The organism is Pelomonas cellulosilytica (genome assembly GCF_021353265.1).
GTDB classification, from domain to species: domain Bacteria; phylum Pseudomonadota; class Gammaproteobacteria; order Burkholderiales; family Burkholderiaceae_C; genus Pelomonas; species Pelomonas cellulosilytica.
In genome coordinates this window covers 101,231-127,232 of the sequence record NZ_JAJTWU010000011.1, presented here as the reverse complement: position 1 = coordinate 127,232, position 26,002 = coordinate 101,231, and the positions used below count along the sequence as shown (strand labels likewise).

Here is a 26,002-nt window from a genome sequence, read left to right as displayed (position 1 = left end):
TCGCCCGATGAACGCTGCCCCGCCTCCGCCGGCTGCGCTGTCTGTACAGCAAGTGCTGGTATGCGGCGCACTCATCGTCACGCTCTCGATGGGCATCCGCCACGGCTTCGGCTTCTGGCTGCAGCCCATCGTCACCGAGCGCGGCTGGACGCGCGAGACCTTCGCCTTCGCGCTGGCCGTGCAGAACCTGGCCTGGGGCATCGCCGGGCCGTTCGCCGGCATGCTGGCCGACCGCTTCGGTGCGTGGAAGGTGCTAATCGCCGGCGGCACGGCCTACGCGCTCGGACTGGTGGCCATGGCCGTCGCGAGCCATCCCGGGACGTTCACGCTGGGCGCTGGCGTGCTGATCGGCATCGCCCAGTCCGGCGCGACCTACGCCGTCATCTACGGTGTGCTGGGGCGGGTCGTGTCGCCGGAGAAACGTTCCTGGGCGTTCGGCGTCGCGGCGGCAGCCGGCTCGTTCGGGCAGTTCGCGATGATCCCCATCGAGACCTGGCTCATCAGCCACATCGGCTGGCAGCAGGCGCTGTTCCTGCTGGCCGGCGCCGCGCTGCTCATCGTGCCGCTCGCGCTCGGCGTGCGCGAGCGCCAGGCCGGCGGAGCGGGCATCGGGCACCAGCAGAGCATCGGCCAGGCGTTGCGCGAGGCCTTCGGCTACCGCAGCTTCCAGCTTCTGATGCTGGGCTACTTCGTCTGCGGCTTCCAGGTGGTATTCATCGGGGTGCACCTGCCGAGCTACCTGAAAGACCATGGTCTGGGCATCGAGGTGTCGACCGGCGCGCTGATGCTCATCGGCCTGTTCAACATCTTCGGCACCTACAGCGCGGGGCTGCTGGGGCAGCGCTGGCCGAAGCGCTACCTGCTGTCGGCCATCTACGGCCTGCGAGCGGTGGCGATCCTGGCGTTCATCTCGCTGCCTCTAACGCCGCTCAGCGTCTACGTGTTCGCGACCGTCATCGGCTTCCTGTGGCTGTCGACCGTGCCGCCCACCAATGCCGTGGTCGCGCAGATCTTCGGCGCCCAGCACCTGTCGATGCTGGGCGGTTTCGTCTTCCTGAGCCATCAGGTCGGCAGTTTTCTGGGCGTCTGGCTGGGCGGCAAGCTCTATGACACGACTGGCAGCTACGACGTCGTCTGGTGGCTGGCCATCGCACTCGGCGTGATGGCCATGCTGGCCAACCTGCCGGTGCGCGAGACGCCCATCCTGCGGGCCCGAGCCGCATGAAGCCGCGCCGCTGGTGGCTGCCCACGCTGGCCGCGGCCGCGCTGGCCGCCACGGCCCTTGCCTACCGCGACCCGGCGGTCATGATCCAACTGGGCGAGCAGATCTGGGCCTGCTTCGGATGACGGCGTCCGCCTGGCTGCAACGCTTCGCGCCGGCAACGCCGGGTACGGCGCTGGACGTGGCCTGCGGCAGCGGCCGCAACCTGCGCTGGCTGGCGCAGGCCGGCTGGCAGGTCACAGGCGTCGACCGCGACACGGCCGCCACCGCGCCGCTGCGCGGCAGCGCCGAAATCATCGACGCCGACATCGAGGCAGGCCCCTGGCCACTGACCGGCCGCGGGTTCGACCTCGTTGTTGTCTGCAATTATCTGTGGCGCCCACTGTTCGAGACCATCCTGGCCGCCGTGAAGCCGGGCGGCTGGCTCGTCTGGGAAACCTTCGCCGACGGCCAGCAGACCATCGGCCGGCCCTCTCGGCCCGACTTCCTGCTGCAACGCGGCGAACTGCTGCGCGTGTGCCGCGACTGGCACATCGTGGCTTACGAAGACCTGTTCGAAGACGGAGTCAACCCGCGCTTCGTCCAGCGCGTTGCCGCCGTTCGCCTGGCCCCCACGGCCTAAAATCGACCGATTCTTCCTGACCTTTCCACCATGAAGCCCATCCTCGGCAGCATCGTCGCCCTCGTCACCCCCATGAACGAGGACGGCAGCATCGACTACCCAGCCCTGCGCCGTCTGATCGACTGGCATGTCGAGTCGGGCACGGCCTGCGTCGGCGTCGTCGGCACCACCGGCGAGTCGCCCACGGTCAGCATGGAGGAGAACCGCGAGATCATCCGCGTCGCCGTCGAGCATGCGAAAGGCCGTATACCCATCCTGGCCGGTACCGGCGCCAATTCGACCGCCGAGGCCATCGAGCTGAGCCGCTACGCCAAGGAAGTCGGCGCCGACTGCACGCTGTCCGTCGTGCCTTACTACAACAAGCCGTCGCAGGAAGGCATCTACCAGCACTTCAAGGCGATTGCCGAGGCCGTGGACATCCCGATGATGCTCTACAACGTGCCCGGCCGGACGGTGGCGGACATGCTGCCCGAGACGACGCTGCGCTGCGCTGCGCTGCCGGGCGTGTTCGGCACCAAGGAGGCCACCGGCAACATCGAACGCTCGGCCTATCTCATCAAGCATGCGCCGGCCGGCTTCCACGTCTACTCCGGCGACGACGGCACGGCCGTCGCTCTGATGCTGCTGGGGGGCCATGGCAACGTCAGCGTGACGGCAAACGTCGCGCCTCGCGAGATGGCCCAGATGTGCCGCCTGGCCCTCGAAGGCAACGCCCTCGAGGCCCGCAAGATCCACATGAAGCTGCTGGGCCTGCACAAGCAGCTGTTCTGCGAACCGAGCCCCGGCCCGGCAAAGTGGGCGCTGTCGCGCCTGGGTCGCTGCGGCGCCACGCTGCGCCTGCCCATCACGCCGCTGACATCCGCCGGACAGGCCGCCGTCGGACAGGCGATGGTCGAGGCAGGTCTGCTCTAATGCGCGGCTGCGCCGGCCCTGCCCGGCGCCTTTGTTCCCCGGAGATTTCCAGCGTGACGTCCCTTTCCACGATTCGCCCGCTTCGCCAGTCGGCGACCCGCCTGGCCTGCACGGCCTTTGTCCTGTCGCTCGCCGGCTGCAGTGCCCTCGACAGCGTCTTTCCGAACGACAAGGTCGACTACCGCACCCAAGCCAAGCAAACCGGCGGCCTCGACGTCCCGCCCGACCTGACCCAACTCGCCAAGGATGGCCGCGCGCAAGTGCAAGGCGGTTCCATCACCGCCTCCGCGCTGACGGCCTCCCGCCCGACCGGCCCCGCCACCGCCACGCTGGCCACCAACAGCGTCGCCCCGAATGCCGCTGGCGACGTGCGCCTGGAGCGCAGCGGCACCGACCGCTGGCTGCACACGGGCCTGGCAGCCGAGCAACTCTGGCCGCAACTGCGCAACTTCTGGCGCGACAACGGCCTGGAGGTCGTCAAGGATCAGCCGGAGCTCGGCATCATGGAGACGAGCTGGGCCGAGAACCGCGCCAAGCTGCCGCATGACTTCATCCGCTCGACGATCGGCAAGGTCTTCGACGGCCTCTACTCCACTGGCGAGCGCGACATGTACCGCGTGCGCCTCGAACGTGGCGCTGCCGGCGGCACCGACATCTTCATCAGCCACCGCGGCATGCAGGAGGTCTACACCACCTCCAGCCGTGACTCGACCGCCTGGCAGCCCCGCCCCAGCGATCCGTCGCTGGAGGCCGAGATGCTGTCGCGCCTGATGCTCAAGCTCGGTGGTCAGGAGACGGCCGCCAAGTCCGTCGTCGCACAGTCGCCTGCGGCCTCGGCCGCCACGACGGTGCCGGTGCCCAGCGCCGGCGACGCGGCCCGCCCGCGCCGCGCGCTGACCGAGGTACCAGACAGCCTCACCGTCAACGACGGCTTCGACCGCGCCTGGCGCCGCGTGGGCCTGTCGCTGGACCGCCATGGCTTCACGATCGAGGACCGCGACCGCGCGGCCGGCCTGTTCTACCTGCGCTATGCCGACCCCGAGAAGGCCGGCGAGGAAGAACCCAACTTCTTCCAGCGCCTGTTCGGCGCCAAGGGCTCCACGCCTGTGCGCTACCGCGTCTCGGTCAAGGCCGAGGGCGACAAGACCACGGTGCGCGTGCTGGATGACCGCGGTCAGTCCGTCACGAACGACAACGCCAAGCGCATCCTCAGCCTGCTGATGGACGACCTGAAGTAAGGAGCCGGATGCGGTTCTGCAGCCTTGGCAGCGGCAGCGGCGGCAATGCGACGCTCGTCGAGGCCAGCCAGGGCATCACGACGACCCGCGTCCTCGTCGACGCGGGCTTCAGTGAACGGGAACTGACCCGACGGCTCGCCCGCGCCGGCTGCGCACCGGCCGACATCGACGCCCTCTTCATCACGCACGAGCACGGCGATCATGTCGGCTGTGCGCTGTCGTTCGCGCAGCGTCACCGCATCCGGCTCGTCACGAGCCGCGGGACCTGGCGGGCGATCGCCAAGGACGGTTTCGACACCGCGCTGCTGCTGCCCGCTCGCAGCGGCGAGCAAATCGCACTCGGCGACCTCGCCCTGCAGCCTTTCGCCGTGCCGCACGACGCTCAGGAACCGCTTCAACTGACCGTCAGCGACGGCCGCGCGAAGCTGGGCATCGTCACCGACCTGGGCTGTGCGCCCGACAGCGTCGCCGTGCCGTTGCAGGGCTGCCATGCGCTGGTGCTGGAGAGCAACCACGACGTTGCGATGCTGCGCGCCGGGCCTTACCCGCCGATGCTGCAGCGACGCATCCTCGGCACGCACGGCCATCTGTGCAACGAAGACGCTGCCGCTCTGCTGTCACGCTGCCGGCACGACGCGCTGGGCATCGTTGTCGCCGCTCACCTCAGCGAGAAGAACAACTCACCGGCCCTTGTAAGGGAAGCGCTGTCAAAAGCCCTGGACTGCTCGCCCGGTGATATTCGCGTGGCGGATCCGGGATTGGGTTTCGACTGGCTGCAGGTGGGTTGATTCACCGGGCCAATCAAAGGCAAAGATTTGTAATTCAACCGCCCAAACTCCCGATGGGCGGCACAGACAAGAAAAAAGCCGTCGCTGCTTGCGCAGCGGCGGCTTTCTCCGCAGGGACGAAGTGATTACTTCGAAGCGGCCGAGGCAGCGGCGTCAGCGGCAGCCGAAGCGGCGACGTCAGCAGCGCTGGCGGCGGCCGAAGCTTCCGGGGCCGGGGCGGGAGCCGGGGCCGGCGTAGCGACGGGGGCCTCAACCTTGGGTTCTTCCTTCTTGCTGCAAGCGCTCAGAGCCACGGCAGCCAGCAGGGAAGCCAACAGGATCGACTTTTTCATACTTGTCCTCAAACGTTTAAACGACGGTGCACACCATAACTTTGGGGTCGTGCACCGATGTTTGCTTCACCGACTGCCGACCCCGAACAACAAGACGCGGAAAACCTCGAGCGCTTCCCTCGCCTAGCCACTAATTATAGGGCCAGCTCTGTCACATGTACTCAGAGTCCCAAAGTCGTGGGCGCAAATGACTCGCTGGAACGTTGCGTCAGGGCATCAAACCATTCCAGGTTACGCAGGCGCTGACCTGCGTCAAGGCTCAGCTCGCCGCGCCACAGATGGCGGTCGAACAAACGCAGGCTCAACGTCGCGCCGTCCCCGACAGCCAGCAGCAAGGCTTCAGGCGCGGCCTCCAGCCTGACCTCCGGTTCGACGGCACGTGCCGCCACGCAATGCGCGAAGTCGCGCCGCCAGCGCACGAAACGCGGATGACGGCGCACCACGTCGTCGAACTGCAGCGCCAGCAAGTGCAGTTGACGACCGTGCCGCGCCCAGGCGGTCAGCGTGGACAGCACGTTCGCATCGGACAGCGGCCAATCGACAAAGCTCGCGTCCCAGGCGTGCAACTCGCGACTGCCCTGCTCCGCACACCAAGCCAGCGTCTCGGCAACCAACCGCTGGAATTCGGCGCGCCCGGCAAACGTCTGGGCGTTCACGGAATCAGCGGCTGCAGCCAGCCATCCTCGGCCCATTGGTCCAGCAACTCGCGCGCGCCTTCAGACAGCCTCGAAACGTCCGCAGCCGCGAGCACGCGCCGGTCGGCAAGGCGCCGCATCAGCGTCGCGTCCCGCCCGCCGGCCCGGAAGCTCTCGCCATTGAGAAACACATGCGCCGCGTCGTAGAGCATGCGGCTGCGCCGGTCGAGCGACACGCCCAGACCGGCAGGCAACGGCTCGCCGGCCTCGAACCAGACCTGCGGCTTCGGCTCCGTGAGCGCCTCGCCTAGCGCGCGCTCCAGCGCCTGCGGGCGCTGCAAGGCCGCCTCGACGGCGCGGCGTGCAAAGTCCAGCAGCCCTGCCGGGACACGGCCCGGCTCGGCAGTCGCCGGCTGGCGCGGGTCGGCGTAGAGCTTGCCGGCGTCGTCGTCCTCGTCCAGCAGCCGCGACAGCAACTCGGCCGCCAGGCCGGTCGTGCGTGGCACGCGGAAGCCGACAGAGCCCGTCATGCAACCCGCGCCAACAGCGATGCCATCGTGTGCCCAGCCGGGCGGCAGGTAGAGCATGTCGCCCGGCTCCAGCACGAACTCCTGCTCGGGCTTGAAGTTGGCGATGATCTTCACCGGCACGTCGTCGCGCAGTACTGCGTCCTTCTGCGCGCCGATGCGCCAGCGGCGCCGGCCGGCGAGCTGGATCAGGAAGACGTCGTAGGAGTCGAAATGCGGCCCGACGCCGCCGCCGTCGCTGGCTACGGACACCATCAGGTCGTCCAGCCGCGCGTCCGGTATGAAGCGGAAGCGGTCCATCAGCTCGCGAGCCGCACCGACGTGCTGCTCCAGCCCTTGTACCAGCAGCGTCCAGCCCGGCTTGCTCATCGCGGGCAGGCGCGCGACGGGGCCGTGCCGCAGCTTCCAGCGGCCGTCGAACGCCGTGATCAGGCGGCTTTCGACATCGTCGCGCGCGGCCAGCGCGGCCAGCTCCTTCAACGGGGCCAGCGGCGTCACCTCGGGAAAGGCCTGGCGCACTAGCAGGGGTTTCTTCTGCCAGTGGCGGCGCATGAACTGCTCGGGGCTCAAGCCGCCGAGCATGGGGGTCGGGAGATCGGTCTGCATGCGGGCATTGTGCCGATGCGAAAATGTCCGGATGCAAGTGACCCGCCCCTGTGTCGTCTCCCTGCGCTGGAGACTCGAAGATGCCCAGGGCCAGCTCATCGATGAGCTGGCCGAGCCGATGGAATTCCTGCACGGCGGGGACGACCTGTTCGCCAAGGTCGAGGCGGCGCTGGAAGGCCAGGAGGTCGGTTTCGAAACCGACCTGGCGCTGCAGCCGGAAGAAGCCTTTGGCGACTACGACTCCAACCTCGTCTGCTTCGAGGCGCGTGGGCTGTTCCCTGCCGATGTCGAGCCGGGCATGCAGTTCGAGGGTCTGCCCGAGGGCGCCGTCACCGAGGGAATGCCGGCGGATACGGTCTATACGGTGACCGAGGTCTACCCGGAGCACGTCGTGCTGGACGGCAACCATCCGCTCGCGGGCATCGGGCTGCGCATGCACCTGAAGCTGCTGGACGTGCGGCCAGCGACCGAAGAAGAGGTGCAGGCCGGCTCGGTCGGCGAACCGATCTTCATGGTGCAGACTGGCGCGCCGCCAGACGCCTCGCTGCACTGAACCGGACCGCGGGCGCCCGAAGCGCCCGTTGCTGCGTCAGCCCTTGCCGGTTGACCCGAAACCACCTTCGCCGCGCGACGACGCGTCGAAGCTGTCTACGCGCCGGAACGCCGCCTGCACGACCGGCACGATGACCAGCTGCGCGATGCGCTCGAAGGGCTGGATCGTGAATTCGGTCTGGCCGCGATTCCAGCAACTCACCATCAGCTGGCCTTGGTAGTCGCTGTCGATCAGACCAACGAGGTTGCCCAGCACGATGCCATGCTTGTGGCCCAGGCCCGAGCGCGGCAGGATCAGCGCGGCCAGGCCCGGGTCGGCGATGTGGATGGCCAGGCCGGTCGGGATCAGCGCCGTCTGGCCGGGCGCCAGCGTCAGCGCTTTGTCCAGGCAGGCGCGCAGGTCCAGGCCGGCGCTGCCGGGTGTCGCATAGGCGGGAATCTGCTCGGCCATGCGGGCGTCGAGCACTTGCAGATCGATGGCGTGCATCAGAGACGTTTTGAAAGTTCGGAAATCAGCTCGCGCGCCAGCGTGAGCTTGTCGGCACGTGGCAGTTCACGCTGACCGTGCTCGTCGATGAGCAGCAGCGCGTTGTCGTCGCGACCGAAGGTGGCCGGGCCGAGATTGGCGACGATCAGCGGGATGCCCTTGCGGCGGCGCTTGGCCTCGGCGTGCTCGGCAAGCTTCTCGCTCTCGGCGGCAAAACCGACGCAGTAAGGCGGCTTCGGCAGCCTGGCGACGGCAGCCAGGATGTCGGGGTTATCGGTCATCGCGAGCGTGGGCGCCGTCGCGCCGCCTTCGGCCTTCTTCAGCTTGTGCTCGTGCGGCTGCGAGGGGCGCCAGTCGGCGACGGCGGCACTGGCAATGAAGGCGTGCTGGTAGGCCGCCAGCGGCAGCACGGCGTCGTACATCTGCTGCGCGCTCTGCACGTCGATGCGCTGCACGCCACGCGGCGTGGCCAGGTGCACCGGGCCGGCGACCAGCGTGACCTCGGCGCCGGCCTCGTGCGCCGCGCGGGCGATAGCAAAGCCCATCTTGCCGCTGCTGTGGTTGGTGATGCCGCGCACCGGGTCGATGGGTTCGAAGGTCGGGCCGGCCGTGATCAGCAGCTTCTTGCCGCGCAAGGGCTTGGGCGCGAGGAAGGCCTCGACGTCGTCGAAGATCTGCTGCGGCTCCAGCATGCGGCCGTCGCCGATCTCGCCACAGGCCTGGTCGCCGCTGGCGGGGCCGATGACGGTCGCACCGTCGGCCTGGATCTGGGCGACATTGCGCTGCGTGGCCGGGTGCGCCCACATCTCGCGGTTCATCGCGGGCACGACCAGCAGCGGGCATTCATGGACGCGGCGCGCGAGCGCGGTGAGGCTGACGAGGTCGTCTGCCCTGCCATGCGCCAACGCGGCGATGGTGTCGGCGCTGGCCGGCGCGACCAGCATCAGGTCGGCCTCGCGGCTGAGGTTGATGTGGGCCATGTTGTTGGCCGGCCGGGCGTCCCACTGCGAGGTGTAGACACTACGGCCGGACAGCGCCTGCATCGTCACCGCGGTGATGAAGGCTTCCGCTGCTTCGGTCATCATGACCTGCACGGTCGCACCGCCCTTGGCGAACAGCCGCGTCAGCTCGGCAATCTTGTAGCCGGCGATGCCACCGGTCATCGCGAGGAGGATGTGCTTGCCATGCAGAGGAGAAGTCATGTGCGCTTCCTGAACACCAGGTCCCACACACCGTGGCCCAGTTTCAGGCCGCGATTCTCGAACTTCGTCAGCGGCCGGTAGGCCGGCTTGTCGGCATAGCCTTCGGCCGTGTTGGCCAGTGCCGGCTCGGCGGACAGCACCTCCAGCATCTGCTCGGCATACGGCTGCCAGTCGGTCGCGCAGTGCAGGTAGCCGCCGGGCGCGAGATGCTTGGCGAGCTGGGCGACGAAGTCCGGCTGGATGAGGCGCCGCTTGTTGTGGCGCTTCTTGTGCCAGGGGTCGGGAAAGAAGATGTGCACGCCGGCCAGCGCACCCTCGCCCAGCATGTCGCGCAGCACCTCGACGGCATCGTGCTGGACGATACGGATGTTCGTCAGCCCGCGTTCGCCGATGAGCTTGAGCAGCGCGCCGACGCCGGGTTCGTGCACCTCGCAGCCGATGAAGTCGTGGTCGGGTAGCGTGGCAGCGATCTCGGCGGTGGCGCCGCCCATGCCGAAGCCGATCTCCAGCACCAGCGCTGCCTGGCGGCCGAAGACCTGGGCCGGGTCGATGCGCTCGGGCCTGTAGGGCAGCACGAATTGCGGGCCCAGCTCGGCCAGCGCCTTGATCTGGCCGGTGCCCATGCGGCCGGCCCGGGTGACGAAGCTCTTGATCGCGCGGCGCGGCGGCTCGCCCGGCTTCACCTCCTCGTCGCTCATCAGCCGATCTCCGCCATGACCAGCGGCGTCGCCGCGTCGGGCGCATCGCCGAAGCTGCAGGCAGCAAGGTACGACGCGACCGCGCGGTCGGCGGCGGCTTCATCGGCCGCATGGACCAGCGCCAGCGGCTCGCCGGCTGCGAAACGCGTGCCCAGCGGCTGCACCTGCGAGAAGCCCACGCGCATGTCGATCGCATCGCCCGCCTGGCGGCGGCCGCCGCCCAGCTCGACAATGACGATGCCGAGGTTGCGAGTGGCCATGCCCGTCAGCACGCCGGCGCGCGGAGCGGGCACGGGCGTGACGACCGGCGCGGCCGGCAGGTAGCTGCCCGGCCGTTCCAGCAGGTCGGCCGGGCCGCCCAGCGCCGCCACCATCTGGGCGAACTTCTCGGCCGCTGCGCCGCTGTCCAGCGCCGCCTGCAGCTTCACGCGTGCCTGCGCGGCGTCGACCGCTAGGCCACCCAGCACCAGCATCTCGGCACACAGCGCCAGCGTGACCTCATGCAGCCGCGCCTCGCGCGGCCCGTCGCCCTTCAGGTAGCGCACCGTCTCCCAGATCTCCAGCGAGTTACCGACATCGGTGCCCAGGATCTGGTTCATGTCGGTGATGAGGGCGCGCGTCTTCAGCCCAGCGCCGCCGGCGACCGACACGATGCTCTCGGCCAGCTCGCGCGCGAACTCGGGTGTCGCCGCAAAGGCGCCGTTGCCGCACTTCACGTCCATCGCCAGGCCTTGCAGGCCGGCAGCGAGCTTCTTGGACAGGATGCTGGCGGTGATCAGCGGCACGCTCTCCACCGTAGCCGTCACGTCGCGCGTCGCGTAGAAGCGCTTGTCGGCGGGCGCCAGGTCGGCCGTCTGGCCGATGATGGCGCAACCCAGCGTTCGCACCAGTTGGTCGAAGCGCGCCGGGTCGGGCGTCGTCGTATAGCCGGGGATGGCTTCGAGCTTGTCGACGGTGCCCCCGGTGTGACCGAGGCCCCGGCCGGCAATCATCGGCACGTAGCCACCGCAGGCCGCCACCATGGGCGCCAGCATCAGGCTGACCTTGTCGCCCACGCCGCCGCTGCTGTGCTTGTCGAGCACGGGGCCGGGCATGTCGGGCCAGTGCATGACGCGGCCGGAGTTCATCATGGCCCGCGTCAGCAGCACGGCCTCGTCGCGGCCCATGCCGCGCAGGAAGACGGCCATACCGAGGGCGGCGACCTGCCCCTCGCTCCAGGTGTGGTGCGTCAGGCCGTCGACGAAATGCTGGATCTGCGCTTCGTTGAGCGCGTGGCCGTCGCGCTTGGCGCGGATGATTTCTTGGGCAAGCATGGGTCAGTAAGCGGAGTCGGTTGCTGCGGCGGCTGTGCCGCCGAGCACGGCTTCGATGTCGGCGAGCAGGCCGCTCGCGCCGAAGCGCAGGCGCTGCGGGTTCAGCGCGTCAGCGCCCAGCGCGGCCTGGGTCTGGGTGATGTAGCCGGCGGCATCAAGCACCGTGCGCACGCCGCCCGAGGCCTTGAAGCCGGCCGCCGACAGGCCGCTGGCGGCGATTTCCTTGAGCATGACGGCGGCAGCGGCGGGCGTCGCGCCAGTCGGGGTCTTGCCGGTGCTGGTCTTGACGAAGTCAGCACCGGCCGCCAGCGCCAGCCGCGTGGCCTGCGCGATGCGGTCGGCGCTGCGCAGTTCGCCGGATTCGATGATGACCTTCAGCGTCAGGGGCCGGCTGGCAAAGCGCACCTCCGACAGGAACTCGGCCACCTCGGTGGACTGGTCGGCCAGCAGCGCGCGCCAAGGCAGCACCACGTCCACCTCGTCGCCGCCGGCATGCGCGATGGCTTCGATGTCGGCCAGCGCGCGCGGCAGGTCCAACGCGCCGTCGGGGAAGTTCGCCACGGCGGCGACGCGCACGGACGCCGGCAGCGCGGCGCGCGCCTGCGCGACGAAGCGGGGCCACACGCAGACGGCGGCCACGTCGCCGAACACGGTGCGCGCGCGGCGGCACAGCGCGTCGATGTCAGCCGGCGTGTCGGCGTCGTTGAGGCTGGTCAGGTCCAGGCAGGCCAGTGCCGTGCGGGCGGCGGCCTGGGTGGCAGCGCTCATAGCGCGACGTCCTGGAGGCTGGCCACCAGCGCGGCCAGGAAGCCGGCGGCTCGCTCGCCCGAGGCCTGCGCCTGCTTCAGCGTCAGGTCGTGCGTCAGCGCCTCGGCTGACAGGCCGGCGGCCATGTTGGTCATCAGCGCAATGCCCATGACTTTAAGACCGGCATGGCGGGCCAGGATGGTCTCGGGCACTGTGCTCATGCCCACCGCGTCGGCGCCCCAGGCGGCGAACATGCGGATCTCGGCCGGCGTCTCGAACTGCGGCCCCAGCGCCCACACGTAGACGCCCTCGCCCAGCATCAGGTTCTCGCGCTTGGCCAGCGCCAGCGCATGCTGGCGCAGCTCGGCGTCGTATGCGGTGCTCATGTCGACAAAGCGCTGGCTGCCCGGCTCGCCGACGAGCGGGCTGCGCTGCGGCGCGTTGATGTGGTCCGCGATCAGCATCAGGCTGCCGGGCGGCATGTGGGCGCGCAGCGAGCCGGACGCATTCGTCTGCAGCAGCAGCTTCACGCCCCAGCGCTTGAGCGTGCGGATGGCGCCCGCCATGCCGGTGCACTCGCCGCTTTCGTATGTGTGGGCGCGGCCACGCAGGAACACGACGCGCTGCGGGCCGATGCGGCCGACGACGATTTCGCTGACATGGCCTTCGACCTTGGGCTGCGGGAAGGCCGGCAGCTCGGTGTACGCCAGGCTCTTGCCGTCCTGCACATGGCTGACGGCGCCGGCCCAGCCGGAGCCGAGCACGACAGCGACCTCCGGCGCGGCGCCGAACAGTGATTGCAGCTTGTCGACGCTGGCGGTGATCGCGGCGTCGAGGGTCTTGTTGTCGATCATGGGAAACCTCAGAAATTCAGATGGCTGGGCCCGAAGCTGTGGGGCAGCAGCTCGGCCAGGGTCCAGCGTTGGCGGATGCCGCCAGGATCGCCCGCGATGATGACAAGCTCCTCGGGGACGGAGAACTCCCGGAGCTTCTGGCGGCAACCGCCGCAGGGCGTGATGATGTCCGGGCCCGGGCCGGTGACGAGCGCTGCGACGGCCCGCTTGCCGCCGGCCATGATCATCGCCGTCAGCGCCGAGGGCTCGGCGCACCAGCCCTGCGGGTAGGCCGCGTTCTCGATGTTGGCGCCGATGTGGATGCGCCCCTGCTCGTCGAGGATGGCGGCACCGACCTTGTACTTCGAGTACGGCGAATGCGAGAACTCGCGGGCGCGCAGCGACTCCGCGAGCAAACGGTCCAGCAGGTCTTGGGTCAGTTCCACTTCAGCGCTCCTTGACGTAGGGCCGGCCGAGGCCCTTGGGCGCGACGGCCGACCCAATGAAACCCGCCAGCAGCACGACGGTCAAGAGGTAGGGAAGCGCCTGGATCAGTTGCACCGGCACTTCGCCGATGCCCGGCAGCTGCACGCCCTGCATGCGGATGGCCATCGCGTCCAGGAAACCGAACAGCAGGCAGGCGCCCAACGTGGGCAGTGGCTTCCACTTGCCGAAGATCATCGCGGCCAGCGCGATGAAGCCGCGGCCGGCCGTCATGTTGGGCGAGAAGGACGCGTTCTGCGCCAGCGTCAGGTAGGCGCCGGCCAGCCCGCACAGCGCGCCGTTCATCAGCAGCGCCTGGTAGCGCAGGCCCTGGACGGACATGCCGGCCGCCTCCACCATCGCCGGGTTCTCGCCGACGGCGCGCAGCCGCAGACCGGGGCGCGTGCGTTCCAGGAAGAACCACACGGCCGCGACCATCAGGAAGGCGACATAGACCAGCAGGTTGTGGCTCAGGAAGCCATGCCCCAGCACCGACGCCACCCAGTGGCCGGCCTGCGGCTCAGCGAAGGCCGGCGCGAGCGCCGTGAGGCGCACCTCGGGCGCGATGGGCGGCGTCTGGCCGCCCTGCTGGAACCAAGCGATGCCCAGCACCACCGTCAACCCCGCGGCGATCATGTTCAGTGCGACGCCCGACACGACCTGGTCACCGCGGTGCGTCACGCAGGCGAAGCCGTGCAGCATCGACGCCGCGCAGGCGACGCCGATGGCCGCGAGCAGGCCAAGGCCGGTGGACTGCGTGGCGGCCGCCGTGGCCGCCGCGGCGAACGCGGCGAACAGCATCTTGCCCTCCAGCCCCAAGTCCACGACGCCGGCGCGCTCGGACAGCACGCCCGCCATCGCGCACAGCAGCAGCGGCGCACTGACGCGCAACGTCGACGCGATGACGGAGGCGATCACGACCTCATCCATGACGGCCTCCCATCAGCGCGGCATAGACACGCGCGAACAGCGGCGCGCTGACCGTCGCCATCGCACCGGAGAACAACACGATGAGGCCTTGCGCCGTGACGACCATCTCGCGGCTGAAGCCGGGCAGCTCGAACGATACCTCGACGCCGCCCTGATACAACACGCCGAACAGCAGCGATGCCAGCACGATACCGACCGGATGGTTGCGGCCCATCAGCGACACGGCGATGCCGGTGAAGCCAGCGCCGGCGACGAAGTCCAGCGTCAGCTTGCCCTGCACGCCCGAGATCTCGTTGATGCCCACCATGCCCGCCAGCGCACCGGACAGCGCCATGGCCAGCAGCACCTGGGCTCGCGGCCGGATGCCGGCGTAGTGGGCGGCGCGCGGCGCGCTGCCCACGGCCCGCACTGCATAGCCGGCGGCGCTGCGCCACAGGAACCAGCCGACGAAAACGCAGGCCGCCAGCGCGATGAGGAGGCTCAGGTTCAGCGGAGACGATGGCAGCTCGTAGCCCAGCGCAGCGGCGATCTGGTGCAGCGCCGGCATGCGGGCACTCGCCGCGAATTCGGCGGACTCCACCGCCATGCTGTCCGCCGGGCGCAGCCAGTTCACGAGTAGGTAGCCATTCAGGCCGGCAGCCAGGAAGTTGAACATGATCGTCGTGATGACGATGTGGCTGCCGCGCCAGGCCTGCAGATAGGCCGGCACGGCCGCCCACAGCATGCCGAAGGTCGCTGCAGCAACCACCAGCAGCGGCAGCATGACGATGGCAGGCAGCTTGGCCCCGAGCCACAGCGCGACCAGCGCGACGCCCACGCCACCCAGCGTCGCCTGCCCTTCCCCACCGATGTTGAACAGGCCGGCATGGATGGCCACCGCCACGGCCAAGCCGGTGAAGATGAAGGTCGTCGCGTAGTACAGCGAGTAGCCGAGACCGCGCACGCTGCCAAGCGCGCCGTTGAGCAGCACCGTCAGCGCCTGCCAGGGGCTGTGGCCGATGACCATGACGACGACGCCAGCCACCAGCAGCGCGACGGCCAGGTTCCACAGCGGCAGCAGGCCGATGTCGATCCAGCGCGGAAGTTGCAAAGGTTGGCTCATGCCGCCGCCCGTTCTTCTTGTGCCGCCATCAGCAGGCCCAACCGCCGCTCGTCGCAGTCCTCGATGGCCAGCTCGCCGGTGATGCGTCCGCAGTTCATGACGACGACCCGGTCGGCCAGCGCCAGGATCTCATCCAGTTCGCTGCTGACCAGCAGCACCGCGCAGCCCGCGTCACGCAACGCGCGCAGCTGGTTGTGGATGAACTCGATGGCGCCGATGTCGACGCCGCGCGTCGGCTGCCCCACCAGCAGCACGATCGGCTGTTCGCCGATCTCGCGCGCCAGGATGAGCTTCTGCTGGTTGCCGCCTGAGAACTTGCTGGAGCCGAGGTTCTCGTCGCGCGGGCGCACGTCGAAGCGCTGCTGCATCTCACGTGTGGCCGCCTTCATCGCCGCATGGTCCATCGCGGCGCCGCGGCGGTACTTGGGCAGGTTCTGGTAGCCCAGCACAGCGGATTCCCAGGCCGGGAAGCTCATGACCAGGCCCACCGCATGCCGGTCCTCCGGCACATGGGCCAGGCGCAGCGGGCGGGCCTGGGCGGTGTCCAGCCAGGCATGCGGCGTGAAGGCCTGGCCGCCCAGTTCCAGCCGGCCGCCCTCGGGGGCGCGCAGGCCGGACAGTACCTCCAGCAGCTCGCTCTGCCCGTTGCCAGACACGCCGGCCACGCCGACGATCTCGCCGGCCTTCAGCGCCAGGCTCACGTCTTTCAACGCGGCGACGCCGTTGGCGTGTTTGAGGTTCAAACCCGTGGCCTTCAGGCGCACGTCGCCGGCACGGGTTTCGAGCCCGGCAGGCCGGCCCAGCGTGACCTTGCGGCCGACCATCGATTCGGCCAGCGCGGCCTCGCTCCAGGCTGCGATGGGCCGGGTCTCCACGACCTGGCCCGCGCGCATGACGGTGACGGCACCGCACAGGTTCATGACCTCGCGCAGCTTGTGTGTGATGAGGATCAGCGTCGTGCCCAGCTCCTGCAACCGGCGCAGCGTGACGAAGAGCTGGTCGGTCTCCTGCGGCGTCAGCACGGCGGTGGGCTCGTCCAGGATGAGGATGCGAGCGCCCCGGTAGAGCGCCTTGAGGATCTCCAGCCGCTGCAGCTCGCCCACCGGCAGGTCGCCGGCGACGGCGTCGAGCCGGACATGCAGGCCCGTCTCGGCCATCAGCGCGTCCAGCCGGGCGCGCACACGCGCCTTCGACGGTTTCAGCAAGAAGCCGCCCTCGGCGCCCAGCATGATGTTCTCCAGGCATGTCAGCGTGTCGACCAGCATGAAATGCTGGTGAACCATACCGATGCCCAGCGCGATGGCCTGCTGCGAGTCTTTGATCTGCACCGGCTGGCCGTCGACCTCGATGGCTCCGGCGTCGGCTTGGTAGTAGCCATACAGGATGGCCATCAGCGTGCTCTTGCCGGCGCCGTTCTCGCCGACGAGGCCATGGACGCTGCCCTCGGCGATGTCGAAAGACACCTCGCGGTTGGCTTGAACGGCGCCGAAGCGCTTGGAGATCGCCCGGAGGCGGACGGCGGGATGGGCTTGCTCTGGCATGTCCGGGCGCAATCGCTCTCAGTCAGGTGAGGACGGAACTGCCGGCGGCTATGCCGCCAGCTCCATCCCGCAAGACCATCAGTATTTGCAGGCGTTGTCGGCCATGTAGTCGGCCACCTTGACCTTGCCGGCCACGATGTCGGCCTTGATCGCATCGACTTTGGCCTTCAGCGGCGCGGCGATGAGCTTGGCGTTGTTGGCATCGAGCGCGTAGTCCACGCCGCCCTCCTTCAACCCCAGCACCTGAACGCCGGGCTTCCAGCCCTTGAGCACGTTGTAGACGGCCACGTCCACGCGCTTCACCATGGAGGTCAGCATCGTGCCGGGCTGCAGGTGGTTCTGGTTGCTGTCCACGCCGATGGCGAGCTTGCCGGCGTCCTTGGCAGCCTGGTAGACACCCACGCCAGTGCCGCCGGCGGCGGCGAAGACGATGTCGGAGCCCTTGGCGAACTGCGCCTTGGCCAGTTCACCGCCGCGGGTCGGGTCGTTCCACGCGCTGGACGTCGTGCCGACCATGTTGGAGAACACCTCGACCTTGGGGTTGGCCGCCTTGGCGCCCTGCTCGTAGCCGCACTGGAACTTGCGGATCAGCGGGATGTCCATGCCGCCGACGAAGCCCACTTTGCCTGTCTTGCTGGCCAGCGCCGCCATCGCGCCGACGACGTAACTGCCCTCCTGCTCCTTAAACAGGACGGACTGCACGTTGGGCAGGTCCACCTTGGCGTCGATGATGGCGAACTGCGTCTTAGGGAAGTCCTTGGCCACCTGCGTCAACGCCGACGCCTGCGCGAAACCGATGCTGATGATGGGGCTGGCGCCCCGCTCGGCCATGCGGCGCAGTGCCTGCACGCGCTGCGTGTCATTGCTGATCTCGAATTCGAGATAGGCCTGGCCGGACTCCTTCTTCCACTGCTCGGCGCCCAGATAGCCGGCCTGGTTGAAGGATTTGTCGAACTTGCCGCCCATGTCGAAGATCACCGCGGGCTGCTGCGCCGCCTGGGCAGCGCCGCAGGCGAAGGCCAAAACCAGGGACAGTCGAGTCAGAGCGCGAGTCATGGGGTCGATCCGGCGAAAGGGGCGCATTGTAGGAAACATCCCTCAAGTTTTACTGACCTGAAAAATACTGATTCACAGGGCCTTGGCGCGCCGCAGCTTGCGGTGCGACGACCGGGCATAGGGTAGCCAGCCGAGTGTCGCCCAACGACGCCACATCAACAGGCCACGGATCCATTCGTCGGAGGCATAAGCAATCCACACGCCCACGAGGCCCAGGCCCAGGTGAACGCCCAGGAACCAGCTGCCGCCAGCCAGCACCAGCAGCATCGACGCCGCACCGGCGACCACCGGGTAGCGCGCATCGCCGGCAGCCCGCAGTGCATTGATGACCACCATGTTGAACACACGTCCCGGCTCGACGAGCACGGTGCACCACAACAGGGTGCAGCCCAGCTCGATGATGCGCGGGTCCGACGTGAACTGCCGCAGCAGCCACGGCCCTGCCAGCGCGAAGCTGCCGGACACGACCACCGCCAGCACCAGGCCCCGTGCCAGGGATTTGCGCACCAGCTTGTGCGCCGCATGCAGTTCGCCCGCACCGATCATGTGGCCGACGAGGATCTCCACCGCGAATGCGATGGCCAGCCCAAACATCAGGATGACATGCAGGAACTGCATCGTGTAGGCATGCGTCGCCAGCGACAGCGCGCCCAGCTGCGCCACCGCCGCCAGGCTCACCATGAACGCCAGCCGGTAGCAGATGTTCTCGGCCGCGCCCGGCACGCCGATGTGGAGCACCGTGGCCAGCGGCGCGCGCACCAGCCGCCACCAGTCGCTGCGGCGCAGCTGCAGGTTCAGCCGCGCGCGCCACAGTACGATGTGCAGCGCGAGACCCGTGCCCCGGCCGCACAGGCAGGCCAGTGCATAGCCCACCAAACCCAGATGCGGCATGGCCAGCAGCGCGACGATGAGCGTGACCGCCTGGATGACGACCACGACGATCAGCGCCTCGCGACTGCGCAGATGGGCGCGCATGACGCTTGCCATCGTCGCGTTGAGGGCGTCCACCAGCAGCGCCGGGGCCAGCGCGCGCAGCAGCGTGGCCGCCAGCGGGGCGACCTCGGGCGGCGCATTGACCATGGCCAGCAGCGGCCCGGCCGCCGCTAGCGCCGCCACTGCACCGCCGGCGCCGAGCCACACGCTCGCGCCGACCGTGGCGCGGGCCACGGCGTCGGCCTGGTCGCGCCGGCCGGCGCCCAGCGCCTGCGTGACGGCCACGCTGACGCCAGCGCCGATGACGCGGAACAACACGAAGATGGACGCGAACACCTGGTTCGCCAGGCCAAAGGCGGCCCCGCTGTCGTCCGACAGACGCGCTGCCAGCATCGTGCCGATGATGCCGATGCCGATGCCCAGCAGCAACTCCAGCAGCAGCGGCCAAGTGAGCGGAAAGAGGCGGGGGCGAGCGGAAGGGGCCGTCATCGTCGGGCCTCCGCGGCGGGATTCACACAAGTCACAGCAAGCTCGCCAGAATGAGCCGGAAATCGTAAAGGAGTAACCCATGCCGAACTCGCCCGCCCACGCGTATTCCGACACGCTGGCCTCGTTCAAGACAGCCTCCGGCGCGGCCGGCCAGCTCTTCTCGCTGCCACGGCTTGCCAGGCGCTTCCCGAACGTCGCCCGTCTGCCCGTGTCGCTGCGCATCGTGCTGGAGAGCGTGCTGCGCAACTGCGACGGCCAAAAAGTGACGCCGGAGCATGTGGCCCAGCTCGCCGGCTGGCAGCCGACGGCGCCGCGGGTCGACGAGATCCCGTTCGTCGTCGCCCGCGTCGTGCTGCAGGACTTCACCGGCGTGCCGCTGCTGGCCGACCTGGCCGCGATGCGCAACGTGGCCGCGAGCCTGGGCAAGAACCCCAAGACCATCGAGCCGCTGGTGCCGGTGGACCTCGTCGTGGACCACAGCGTCATGATCGACCATTACGGCACGAAGGACGCGCTGGACCTGAACATGAAGCTGGAGTTCTCGCGCAACCGAGAGCGCTACGAGTTCATGAAGTGGGGCATGCAGGCCTTCGACACCTTCGGCGTCGTGCCGCCGGGCTTCGGCATCGTGCACCAGGTGAACCTCGAATACCTTGCCCGCGGCGTGCATCGGGGCAAAGACGGCGTCTACTACCCGGACAGCCTCGTCGGCACCGACAGCCACACGACGATGATCAATGGCGTCGGCGTCGTCGGCTGGGGCGTCGGCGGCATTGAGGCCGAGGCTGGCATGCTGGGCCAGCCGGTGTACTTCCTGACGCCGGACGTCGTCGGCTTCGAGCTGACCGGCCGGCTGCGCGAGGGCGTCACGGCGACCGACCTGGTGCTGACCGTCACCGAGATCCTGCGCAAATACAAGGTCGTAGGCAAGTTCGTCGAGTTCTTCGGCGAGGGCACCGAGAGCCTGTCCGTGCCGGACCGAGCCACCATCGCCAACATGGCGCCCGAGTACGGCGCGACGATGGGCTTCTTCCCGGTCGACGGCAAAACGGTGGACTACTTCCGTGGTACCGGCCGCACCGCCGCCGAGATCGAAGCCTTCGAGGCCTACTGGCGCGCGCAAGGCCTGTTCGGCGTGCCGCGCACGGGCGACATCGACTACTCCGCCGTCGTGTCACTGGACCTCGGCACCGTCTCGCCCAGCCTCGCCGGGCCCAAGCGCCCGCAGGACCGCATCGAGATCACCCATCTGTCGGCGAAGTTCACCGAGTTGTTCAGCAAGCCGGTGGCCGAGAACGGCTTCAACCAGCCGGCACCCAAGCTGGCCCAGACCTTCAAGGCCGACAACGGCATCGACGTGAAGAACGGCGACGTGCTGATCGCCGCCATCACGTCCTGCACTAACACCAGCAACCCCGGCGTGCTACTGGCCGCCGGCTTGCTGGCCAAGAAGGCGGTCGAGGCCGGGCTGAGCGTCAAACCGCACATCAAGACGTCGCTGGCACCCGGCTCGCGCATCGTCACCGAATACCTGCAGAAGGCCGGCCTGCTGCCCTACCTGGAGAAGCTGGGCTTCAACCTTGCCGCCTACGGCTGTACGACCTGCATCGGCAACGCGGGCGACCTGGCGCCGGAGTTCAACAAAGTGATCCAGGAGCACGACCTGGTGTGCGCCGCCGTGCTGTCGGGCAACCGCAATTTCGAGGCGCGCATCCACCCCAATCTCAAGGCCAACTTCCTGGCCAGCCCGCCGCTGGTCGTGGCCTATGCGATCGCCGGCAACGTCACGCGCGACCTGATGACCGAGCCAGTCGGCGTCGGCAAGCAGGGCCGGCCGGTCTACCTGGGCGACATTTGGCCCAGCAGCGACGAGATCTATCAGCTGATGAAGTACGCGCTGGACCCCGACGCCTTCCGCGACAACTACGCCCAGGTCGCGAAGAAGCCCGGCAAGCTGTGGGACCAGATCAAGGGCGTCACAGGCCAGGTCTACACGTGGCCGGCCAGCACCTATATCGCGCAGCCGCCGTTCTTCGAGAGCTTTACGATGACGCCGCCGCCGCTGAAGGCCGGCGTGCAGCGCGCCCGCATCATGGCCTTGTTCGGCGATTCGATCACGACCGACCACATCAGCCCGGCCGGCTCGTTCAAGGAGACAACTCCTGCCGGCAAGTACCTCGTCGCCCACGGCGTGCAGAAGGCCGACTTCAACTCCTACGGCGCACGCCGCGGCAACCACGACGTCATGATGCGCGGCACCTTCGCCAATGTGCGCGTGAAGAACCTGATGCTGCCTGCCCGCCCCGATGGCTCTCGCGTGGAGGGCGGGTTCACGCTGAAGGACGGCGAGCAGACGACCATCTTCGACGCCGCGATGGCCTACATCGCCGAAGGCACCCCCAGCATCATCTTCGCCGGCGAGGAGTACGGCACAGGCTCCAGCCGCGACTGGGCGGCCAAGGGCACACAGCTGCTGGGCATCAAGGCCGTCGTCGCACGGAGCTTCGAGCGCATCCACCGCAGCAACCTGATCGGCATGGGCGTGCTGCCCCTGCAGTTCAAGCCCGGCGTCAGCTGGGAAAGCCTGGGCCTGACGGGCGATGAAACGATCGACATCGCGCTGGCCGACGACATCAGGCCGCAGGGTGATGCGACGATGACGATCACGCGGCCGGACGGCTCGACGCGCGCCGTCACGCTGACGCTGCGAATCGACACCGCCATCGAGGTGGCCTACTACCGGCATGGCGGCATCCTGCCGTTCGTGCTTCGCCAACTGCTGGCCGCCTGACTCGCCCTTCCCCCCCTGAGCCCGGCCTTGCGCCGGGCTTTTTGTTGACCGACATGGCCCACCGCCTCCCTGGCCTCGACCTGCTGCGCAGCATCGCCATCGTTTGGGTGATGCTCTTCCACTCTTTCCTCGTCGGCGGCCTCGGACCGGACTGGTCCTGGCTGTCGCGCTTCGGCTGGGCGGGCGTGGACATCTTCTTCGTCCTCAGCGGCTTCCTGATCGGTTCTCAGCTGCTGCGCTCGCTGCAGCGCGGTGAGCCGCTGTCGCCGCGGCACTTCTACTGGCGCCGCGCCTGGCGCATCCTGCCGGCTTACCTTGTGGTACTCGCCGTCTACGTGGCCTTCCCCGCGCTGCGCGAGGCGCCGGGGCTGGAAGCGTGGTGGCAGTTCGCCACCTTCACGCTGAACCTGCTCGTCGACTACACCCACCACCAGGCCTTCTCACACGCCTGGTCGCTGTGCGTGGAGGAGCACTTCTACCTTCTGTTCCCGCTGCTGGCTGGCGCGCTCGCGGGCCGGGTGCCGGCACAGCGGGTCGCCTTGCTGGTCGCGGGCGTCGTGCTCGCGGGCATCGCGCTGCGCGCGGCCGTTTGGCTGCATGACGATGCGCTGCAACCGCCGCGGAACTGGTTCGTGGAAGACCTCTACTACCCGACCTGGATGCGCCTGGACGGCCTGCTCGCCGGCGTCGTGCTCGCGGCGCTGAGCGTCTACCGGCCGGCGCTGTGGGCGCGGCTGCAGGCGCGCGCCAACCTGCTCGCGCTGGCCGGGCTCGCCACGTCGGCTGCGGCGCTTTGGCTGTTCCGCGACCGCACCGGCCTCGTAGCAAATGTGGCGGGCTGGCCGCTGCTGTCGGCCGGCTTCGGGCTGCTGGTGCTGGCGGCCACGTCGCGCCACGGCTGGCTGGGCCGTTGGTCGCTGCCTGGCGCCGGCTGGGTGGCGGGCATGTCCTACAGCCTCTACCTCAGCCACAAGCTGGCCATGAATGCGGTTCACGTGTGGCTGGCACCGGCGACCGGTCTCTCTGGCATTGGCCTGTTCGCCGCCTATGCGATAGCCATCGCCGCCGGTGGCGCCACGTTGCACCACGTGATCGAGCGGCCGGCTCTAAGGCTGCGCGACTTTCTTTAGGGCTCTGTCAGCCCAGGCCCACTAAGTCGACGCGCACCCGGCTGACAGACGCCGCAACCACCCACAGCTACCGTCCGCACTTCTTTGGACAAGGCAGGCCGATGACGTGGAATGAATTCATGGCGCGTGTCGCGGCGTCTCAGCCGGAAGTGACATGGCCGGAAGTACTGCCGGCAGTACTGGCAGGCTTCGCGACTGTGTTGGTCGTCAAGATCGGCCTGAGGGTTGTCATGCAACGGCTGCGCGCCCTGTCCGTGCGCACCAGCACGCCGGTGGATGATGGCCTGGTGCAGGTGCTTGAACGCACCAGCTCGCTGCTGATCTGGACGGTGGGCTTGCTCGTGGGCCTGGGCTTGCTGCCGCTGGACGACCGCTGGCATGGCCGGGTGTCACAGCTGTGGTTCGCCGTGGTGGCGGTGCAGCTCGGGCTGTGGGGACAGCAGATAGTGTCTCAGGTGCTGCAGTTTCATGCGCAACGACGCGCCGAGGACGCCGGCACGACAGCCACGTTGACCGCGTCAGCGACGTTGTTGGGCTGGGGTTTGCGAGGGGCGCTGTGGGTCGTGGTCGCCCTGGCGATGCTATCCAACATGGGCGTGAACATCACCGCGTTCGTCGCCAGCCTCGGCATTGGCGGCGTCGCTATCGCCCTGGCAGTCCAGAACATCCTCGGCGATCTGTTCGCGTCGCTCTCGATCGCTGTGGACAAGCCCTTCGAAGTGGGTGATTTCATCGTCGTCGACGACGTCAGCGGCACAGTGGAACGCGTGGGCCTGAAGACCACGCGAATCCGGTCGTTAGGTGGCGAGCAGATCGTCATGGGCAACGCCGAACTGCTCAAGCGCACGGTGTCCAATTTCAAACGCCTGCAGACCCGACGCGTGTCCTTCGGCTTCGGCGTGACCTATGACACCAGCGTCGAAGAGGTGTCCGCCATCCCGCCGCTGGTCAGGCAGTTGATTGAAGCAGACCCGCAACTGGATTTTTTGCGGGCGCACTTCAAGTCGTTCGGCGACAGCTCGCTCGACTTCGAGGTGGTCTATCGCGTGAACGACCCAAGCTATGACGTCTACATGGATCGGCAGCAGGCGCTTAACCTCGCGTTGATGCGCGAGTTGCAAGCGCGAGGCATCAGCTTCGCCTTCCCGACCCGGACGGTGGCCCTGGTCAGGACCTCGCCACGTCAGCAGTCGGCTGGCGCGTCGCCGCCCCAAACGGCACCTCGGCGCCGCGATGGCGCGCAGCGCTCTTCGAGTTGAAGTGATGCACGGCGCTGGCGCGGCCGATCTGCTCACGGCAGCCGTCGCCGCGCTGGTGCTCGTGGCGATCGCCGGCGCGCTCTATACGCACCGCTTCGGCCTGTCGCACTTGCTGGTGTTCATGGCGGTCGGCATGCTGGCGGGCATCGACGGGCCCCTGGGCCTGCCCTTCGACAACCATGCGGTGGCCGTGCACGTGGGCAACCTCGCGCTGGCACTCATCCTGTTCGACGGCGGCCTGCGCAGCCGCTGGGCGGAGGTGCGCGACGGCATACTGCCCGCCGGCCTGCTGGCCACCGTGGGCGTGGCCGCGACCGCCTGCGGTGTCGCGGTCATTGGGCATCTGGTGCTGGGCCTGGCCTGGATGGACGGGCTGCTGCTGGGGGCTGCTGTGTCATCGACCGACGCGTCGGCGGTGTTCGCGCAGTTCAGCGCGAGCCAGTTGAAGCTGCAGAACCGTCTGGCTGCCACCATCGAGGTGGAGTCGGCGATGAACGATCCGATGGCCATGGTGCTCACCGTGGGGCTGATCGCCTGGATCAGCTCCCGCGGCGCGACGCCGGACGCCAGCAGCCTCGAGGTGCTCACCCCGCTGCTGGCACAGCAACTGGGCCTGGGCGTGCTGGTGGGCGTGGTGGCGGGCGTCATCTGTGCGGCGTGGATCGCGCGGCTCCCGATCCGCGACGACCACGACGGCCTGGCCGCGCTGCTGATGGCCGCGCTCGGCCTGCTGCTGTTCGCCGTGACGAACCGATGCGGTGGCTCGGGTTTCCTGGCGGTCTACCTGGCCGGCCTCCTGGTGCGCCACCGCGCCGAGCGGGTGGCGGTGATGAGCCTGCCGGGGCTCAACGGCTACACCTGGCTCGCGCAGGCCGCGCTCTTCCTACTGCTGGGTTTGCTGGTGACGCCTCACGAGGTATGGCGCCTCGCCGGCCCCGGGCTGGCCGTGGCGGCCGGGCTGATGCTGCTGGCGAGGCCGCTGGCCGTCGTGCTGTGCCTGGCGCCACTGCGCTTCGGCTGGCGGGATCAGTGCTTCGTCGCCTGGTCGGGCCTGCGCGGTGGCGTGCCCATCGTGCTGGCGGCCTACCCGGTGCTGGCCAACCTGCCCGGCGCCTGGAAGCTGTTCGACGTGGCCTTCCTCGTCGTGCTGCTGTCGCTGATGATCCAGGGCCCCACGCTCGCGCCGCTGGCGCGGGCGCTGGGCATCAATCGAAAACCGGAATGAGGTGGGGCCGCCCTGAGGCGTAGGCGACGACACGCCGCGGCAGCAGGCTCAGTGGGCAGGTGCCAGCGCGCGTGGCGCGCGCCACCGCGGCTCGTGCGGCTTCCAGCAGCGCGCCCAGGCGGGGTCGCTCGCCGCGGCACTTGGAGCGCGGGATGACGAGCGCGAGTTCCAGACTGCGCGGGCCGCTGGCATCGGGCGTCTCGACTTCGAGGCGAGCATTGACGACGAGCGTCGACGGCGTGCTGAGGCTCAGCTCCAGGTCGGCATCGACGACGTCGTCGAGTGCGACAGGCAGGGGCGACAGCGGGATCATGACGGGAGGTGGGTTCTTGGGCATGGGGTCGACATC

26 protein-coding genes are annotated in these 26,002 nt (G+C 68.7%); 11 read left to right on the top strand and 15 right to left on the bottom strand.

Annotated elements, in window-relative coordinates:
- Positions 1 to 7 precede the first annotated feature (7 nt).
- Genes LXT13_RS24855 through LXT13_RS24835 form a run of 6 tightly spaced genes read left to right on the top strand, consistent with a single transcriptional unit; the run spans position 8 to position 4,782 of the window.
- Positions 8 to 1,225 (top strand): MFS transporter, encoded by a 1,218-nt coding sequence (locus LXT13_RS24855; RefSeq protein ID WP_233375009.1) that lies wholly within the window; start codon positions 8 to 10, stop codon positions 1,223 to 1,225.
- Positions 1,222 to 1,347 carry a hypothetical protein gene (locus tag LXT13_RS28550; RefSeq protein ID WP_255719713.1) on the top strand — a complete coding sequence of 42 codons (126 nt, stop codon included), beginning with the start codon at positions 1,222 to 1,224 and terminating at the stop codon, positions 1,345 to 1,347. The genes LXT13_RS24855 and LXT13_RS28550 overlap by 4 nt, the downstream gene beginning before the upstream one ends.
- Positions 1,344 to 1,844: a class I SAM-dependent methyltransferase gene (locus tag LXT13_RS24850; protein ID WP_233375008.1), complete on the top strand. Its 501-nt coding sequence runs from the start codon at positions 1,344 to 1,346 to the stop codon at positions 1,842 to 1,844. The genes LXT13_RS28550 and LXT13_RS24850 overlap by 4 nt, the downstream gene beginning before the upstream one ends.
- 30 nt (positions 1,845 to 1,874) lie before the next feature.
- A complete protein-coding gene (gene dapA / locus LXT13_RS24845) occupies positions 1,875 to 2,756 on the top strand; it encodes a 4-hydroxy-tetrahydrodipicolinate synthase (RefSeq protein ID WP_233375007.1) in 882 nt (293 codons plus the stop codon).
- A 53-nt stretch (positions 2,757 to 2,809) separates the two neighbouring features.
- Positions 2,810 to 3,994, top strand: a complete 1,185-nt coding sequence (gene bamC / locus LXT13_RS24840) for an outer membrane protein assembly factor BamC (protein WP_233375006.1) — start codon at positions 2,810 to 2,812, stop codon at positions 3,992 to 3,994.
- Positions 3,995 to 4,002: 8 nt separating this feature from the next.
- Positions 4,003 to 4,782, top strand: a complete 780-nt coding sequence (locus LXT13_RS24835) for an MBL fold metallo-hydrolase (RefSeq protein ID WP_233375005.1) — start codon at positions 4,003 to 4,005, stop codon at positions 4,780 to 4,782.
- A gap of 493 nt (positions 4,783 to 5,275) precedes the next feature.
- Here LXT13_RS24835 and LXT13_RS24825 read toward each other — a convergent pair whose 3' ends face one another.
- Both LXT13_RS24825 and LXT13_RS24820 read right to left on the bottom strand, forming a co-directional pair.
- A complete protein-coding gene (locus LXT13_RS24825) occupies positions 5,276 to 5,629 on the bottom strand; it encodes a hypothetical protein (RefSeq protein ID WP_233375003.1) in 354 nt (117 codons plus the stop codon).
- A 137-nt stretch (positions 5,630 to 5,766) separates the two neighbouring features.
- Positions 5,767 to 6,882, bottom strand: coding sequence for a JmjC domain-containing protein (locus LXT13_RS24820; RefSeq protein ID WP_233375002.1), 1,116 nt, complete (start codon positions 6,880 to 6,882; stop codon positions 5,767 to 5,769).
- 31 nt (positions 6,883 to 6,913) lie between these two features.
- Between LXT13_RS24820 and LXT13_RS24815 the strand changes: the two genes are divergently transcribed.
- A complete protein-coding gene (locus LXT13_RS24815; RefSeq protein ID WP_233375001.1) occupies positions 6,914 to 7,435 on the top strand; it encodes an FKBP-type peptidyl-prolyl cis-trans isomerase in 522 nt (173 codons plus the stop codon).
- 36 nt (positions 7,436 to 7,471) lie between these two features.
- Here LXT13_RS24815 and dut read toward each other — a convergent pair whose 3' ends face one another.
- The 12 genes from dut to LXT13_RS24755 all read right to left on the bottom strand — a co-directional run bounded on the left by dut (position 7,472) and on the right by LXT13_RS24755 (position 19,248).
- Positions 7,472 to 7,921 carry a dUTP diphosphatase gene (gene dut, locus LXT13_RS24810; protein WP_233375000.1) on the bottom strand — a complete coding sequence of 150 codons (450 nt, stop codon included), beginning with the start codon at positions 7,919 to 7,921 and terminating at the stop codon, positions 7,472 to 7,474.
- Positions 7,921 to 9,123, bottom strand: a complete 1,203-nt coding sequence (coaBC, locus tag LXT13_RS24805) for a bifunctional phosphopantothenoylcysteine decarboxylase/phosphopantothenate--cysteine ligase CoaBC (RefSeq protein ID WP_233374999.1) — start codon at positions 9,121 to 9,123, stop codon at positions 7,921 to 7,923. Before coaBC ends, dut begins: the two co-directional genes overlap by 1 nt.
- Positions 9,120 to 9,821 carry a tRNA (guanosine(46)-N7)-methyltransferase TrmB gene (gene trmB, locus LXT13_RS24800; RefSeq protein WP_233374998.1) on the bottom strand — a complete coding sequence of 234 codons (702 nt, stop codon included), beginning with the start codon at positions 9,819 to 9,821 and terminating at the stop codon, positions 9,120 to 9,122. The genes coaBC and trmB overlap by 4 nt, the downstream gene beginning before the upstream one ends.
- On the bottom strand, positions 9,821 to 11,134 hold the full coding sequence (gene deoA, locus LXT13_RS24795) for a thymidine phosphorylase (protein ID WP_233374997.1): 1,314 nt from the start codon (positions 11,132 to 11,134) through the stop codon (positions 9,821 to 9,823). The genes trmB and deoA overlap by 1 nt, the downstream gene beginning before the upstream one ends.
- 3 nt (positions 11,135 to 11,137) lie before the next feature.
- On the bottom strand, positions 11,138 to 11,902 hold the full coding sequence (gene deoC / locus LXT13_RS24790; RefSeq protein WP_233374996.1) for a deoxyribose-phosphate aldolase: 765 nt from the start codon (positions 11,900 to 11,902) through the stop codon (positions 11,138 to 11,140).
- Complete coding sequence (locus tag LXT13_RS24785) at positions 11,899 to 12,735, bottom strand: purine-nucleoside phosphorylase (protein ID WP_233374995.1); 837 nt, start codon at positions 12,733 to 12,735, stop codon at positions 11,899 to 11,901. Before LXT13_RS24785 ends, deoC begins: the two co-directional genes overlap by 4 nt.
- Before the next feature lie 8 nt (positions 12,736 to 12,743).
- Positions 12,744 to 13,160, bottom strand: a complete 417-nt coding sequence (cdd, locus tag LXT13_RS24780; RefSeq protein WP_233374994.1) for a cytidine deaminase — start codon at positions 13,158 to 13,160, stop codon at positions 12,744 to 12,746.
- Between the two features lies 1 nt (position 13,161).
- Positions 13,162 to 14,127 carry an ABC transporter permease gene (locus tag LXT13_RS24775; protein WP_233374993.1) on the bottom strand — a complete coding sequence of 322 codons (966 nt, stop codon included), beginning with the start codon at positions 14,125 to 14,127 and terminating at the stop codon, positions 13,162 to 13,164.
- Complete coding sequence (locus tag LXT13_RS24770) at positions 14,120 to 15,229, bottom strand: ABC transporter permease (protein ID WP_233374992.1); 1,110 nt, start codon at positions 15,227 to 15,229, stop codon at positions 14,120 to 14,122. Before LXT13_RS24770 ends, LXT13_RS24775 begins: the two co-directional genes overlap by 8 nt.
- Positions 15,226 to 16,770, bottom strand: a complete 1,545-nt coding sequence (locus LXT13_RS24765) for an ABC transporter ATP-binding protein (protein WP_233374991.1) — start codon at positions 16,768 to 16,770, stop codon at positions 15,226 to 15,228. Before LXT13_RS24765 ends, LXT13_RS24770 begins: the two co-directional genes overlap by 4 nt.
- A 78-nt stretch (positions 16,771 to 16,848) precedes the next feature.
- Positions 16,849 to 17,826 carry a BMP family lipoprotein gene (locus LXT13_RS24760; protein ID WP_233374990.1) on the bottom strand — a complete coding sequence of 326 codons (978 nt, stop codon included), beginning with the start codon at positions 17,824 to 17,826 and terminating at the stop codon, positions 16,849 to 16,851.
- A gap of 72 nt (positions 17,827 to 17,898) precedes the next feature.
- Positions 17,899 to 19,248, bottom strand: coding sequence for an MATE family efflux transporter (locus LXT13_RS24755; protein ID WP_233374989.1), 1,350 nt, complete (start codon positions 19,246 to 19,248; stop codon positions 17,899 to 17,901).
- Between the two features lie 79 nt (positions 19,249 to 19,327).
- On the opposite strand from LXT13_RS24755, the gene acnA reads away from it, so the two are divergent.
- The 4 genes from acnA (at position 19,328) to LXT13_RS24735 (ending at position 25,653) form a co-directional block, all read left to right on the top strand.
- Positions 19,328 to 22,039 carry an aconitate hydratase AcnA gene (gene acnA, locus LXT13_RS24750; RefSeq protein ID WP_233374988.1) on the top strand — a complete coding sequence of 904 codons (2,712 nt, stop codon included), beginning with the start codon at positions 19,328 to 19,330 and terminating at the stop codon, positions 22,037 to 22,039.
- Positions 22,040 to 22,092: 53 nt separating this feature from the next.
- The gene (locus LXT13_RS24745) at positions 22,093 to 23,169 is read left to right on the top strand and encodes an acyltransferase family protein (RefSeq protein ID WP_233374987.1); all 1,077 of its coding nucleotides are present in this window, start codon (positions 22,093 to 22,095) and stop codon (positions 23,167 to 23,169) included.
- A 119-nt stretch (positions 23,170 to 23,288) separates the two neighbouring features.
- The gene (locus LXT13_RS24740; RefSeq protein ID WP_233374986.1) at positions 23,289 to 24,428 is read left to right on the top strand and encodes a mechanosensitive ion channel family protein; all 1,140 of its coding nucleotides are present in this window, start codon (positions 23,289 to 23,291) and stop codon (positions 24,426 to 24,428) included.
- Positions 24,429 to 24,432: 4 nt separating this feature from the next.
- The gene (locus tag LXT13_RS24735; protein ID WP_233374985.1) at positions 24,433 to 25,653 is read left to right on the top strand and encodes a potassium/proton antiporter; all 1,221 of its coding nucleotides are present in this window, start codon (positions 24,433 to 24,435) and stop codon (positions 25,651 to 25,653) included.
- Here the strand turns inward: LXT13_RS24735 and LXT13_RS24730 are convergent.
- Entirely contained in the window at positions 25,634 to 25,990 is a 357-nt protein-coding gene (locus LXT13_RS24730) for a hypothetical protein (RefSeq protein WP_233374984.1), read from the bottom strand. The genes LXT13_RS24735 and LXT13_RS24730 overlap by 20 nt on opposite strands.
- Positions 25,991 to 26,002: the final 12 nt, after the last annotated feature.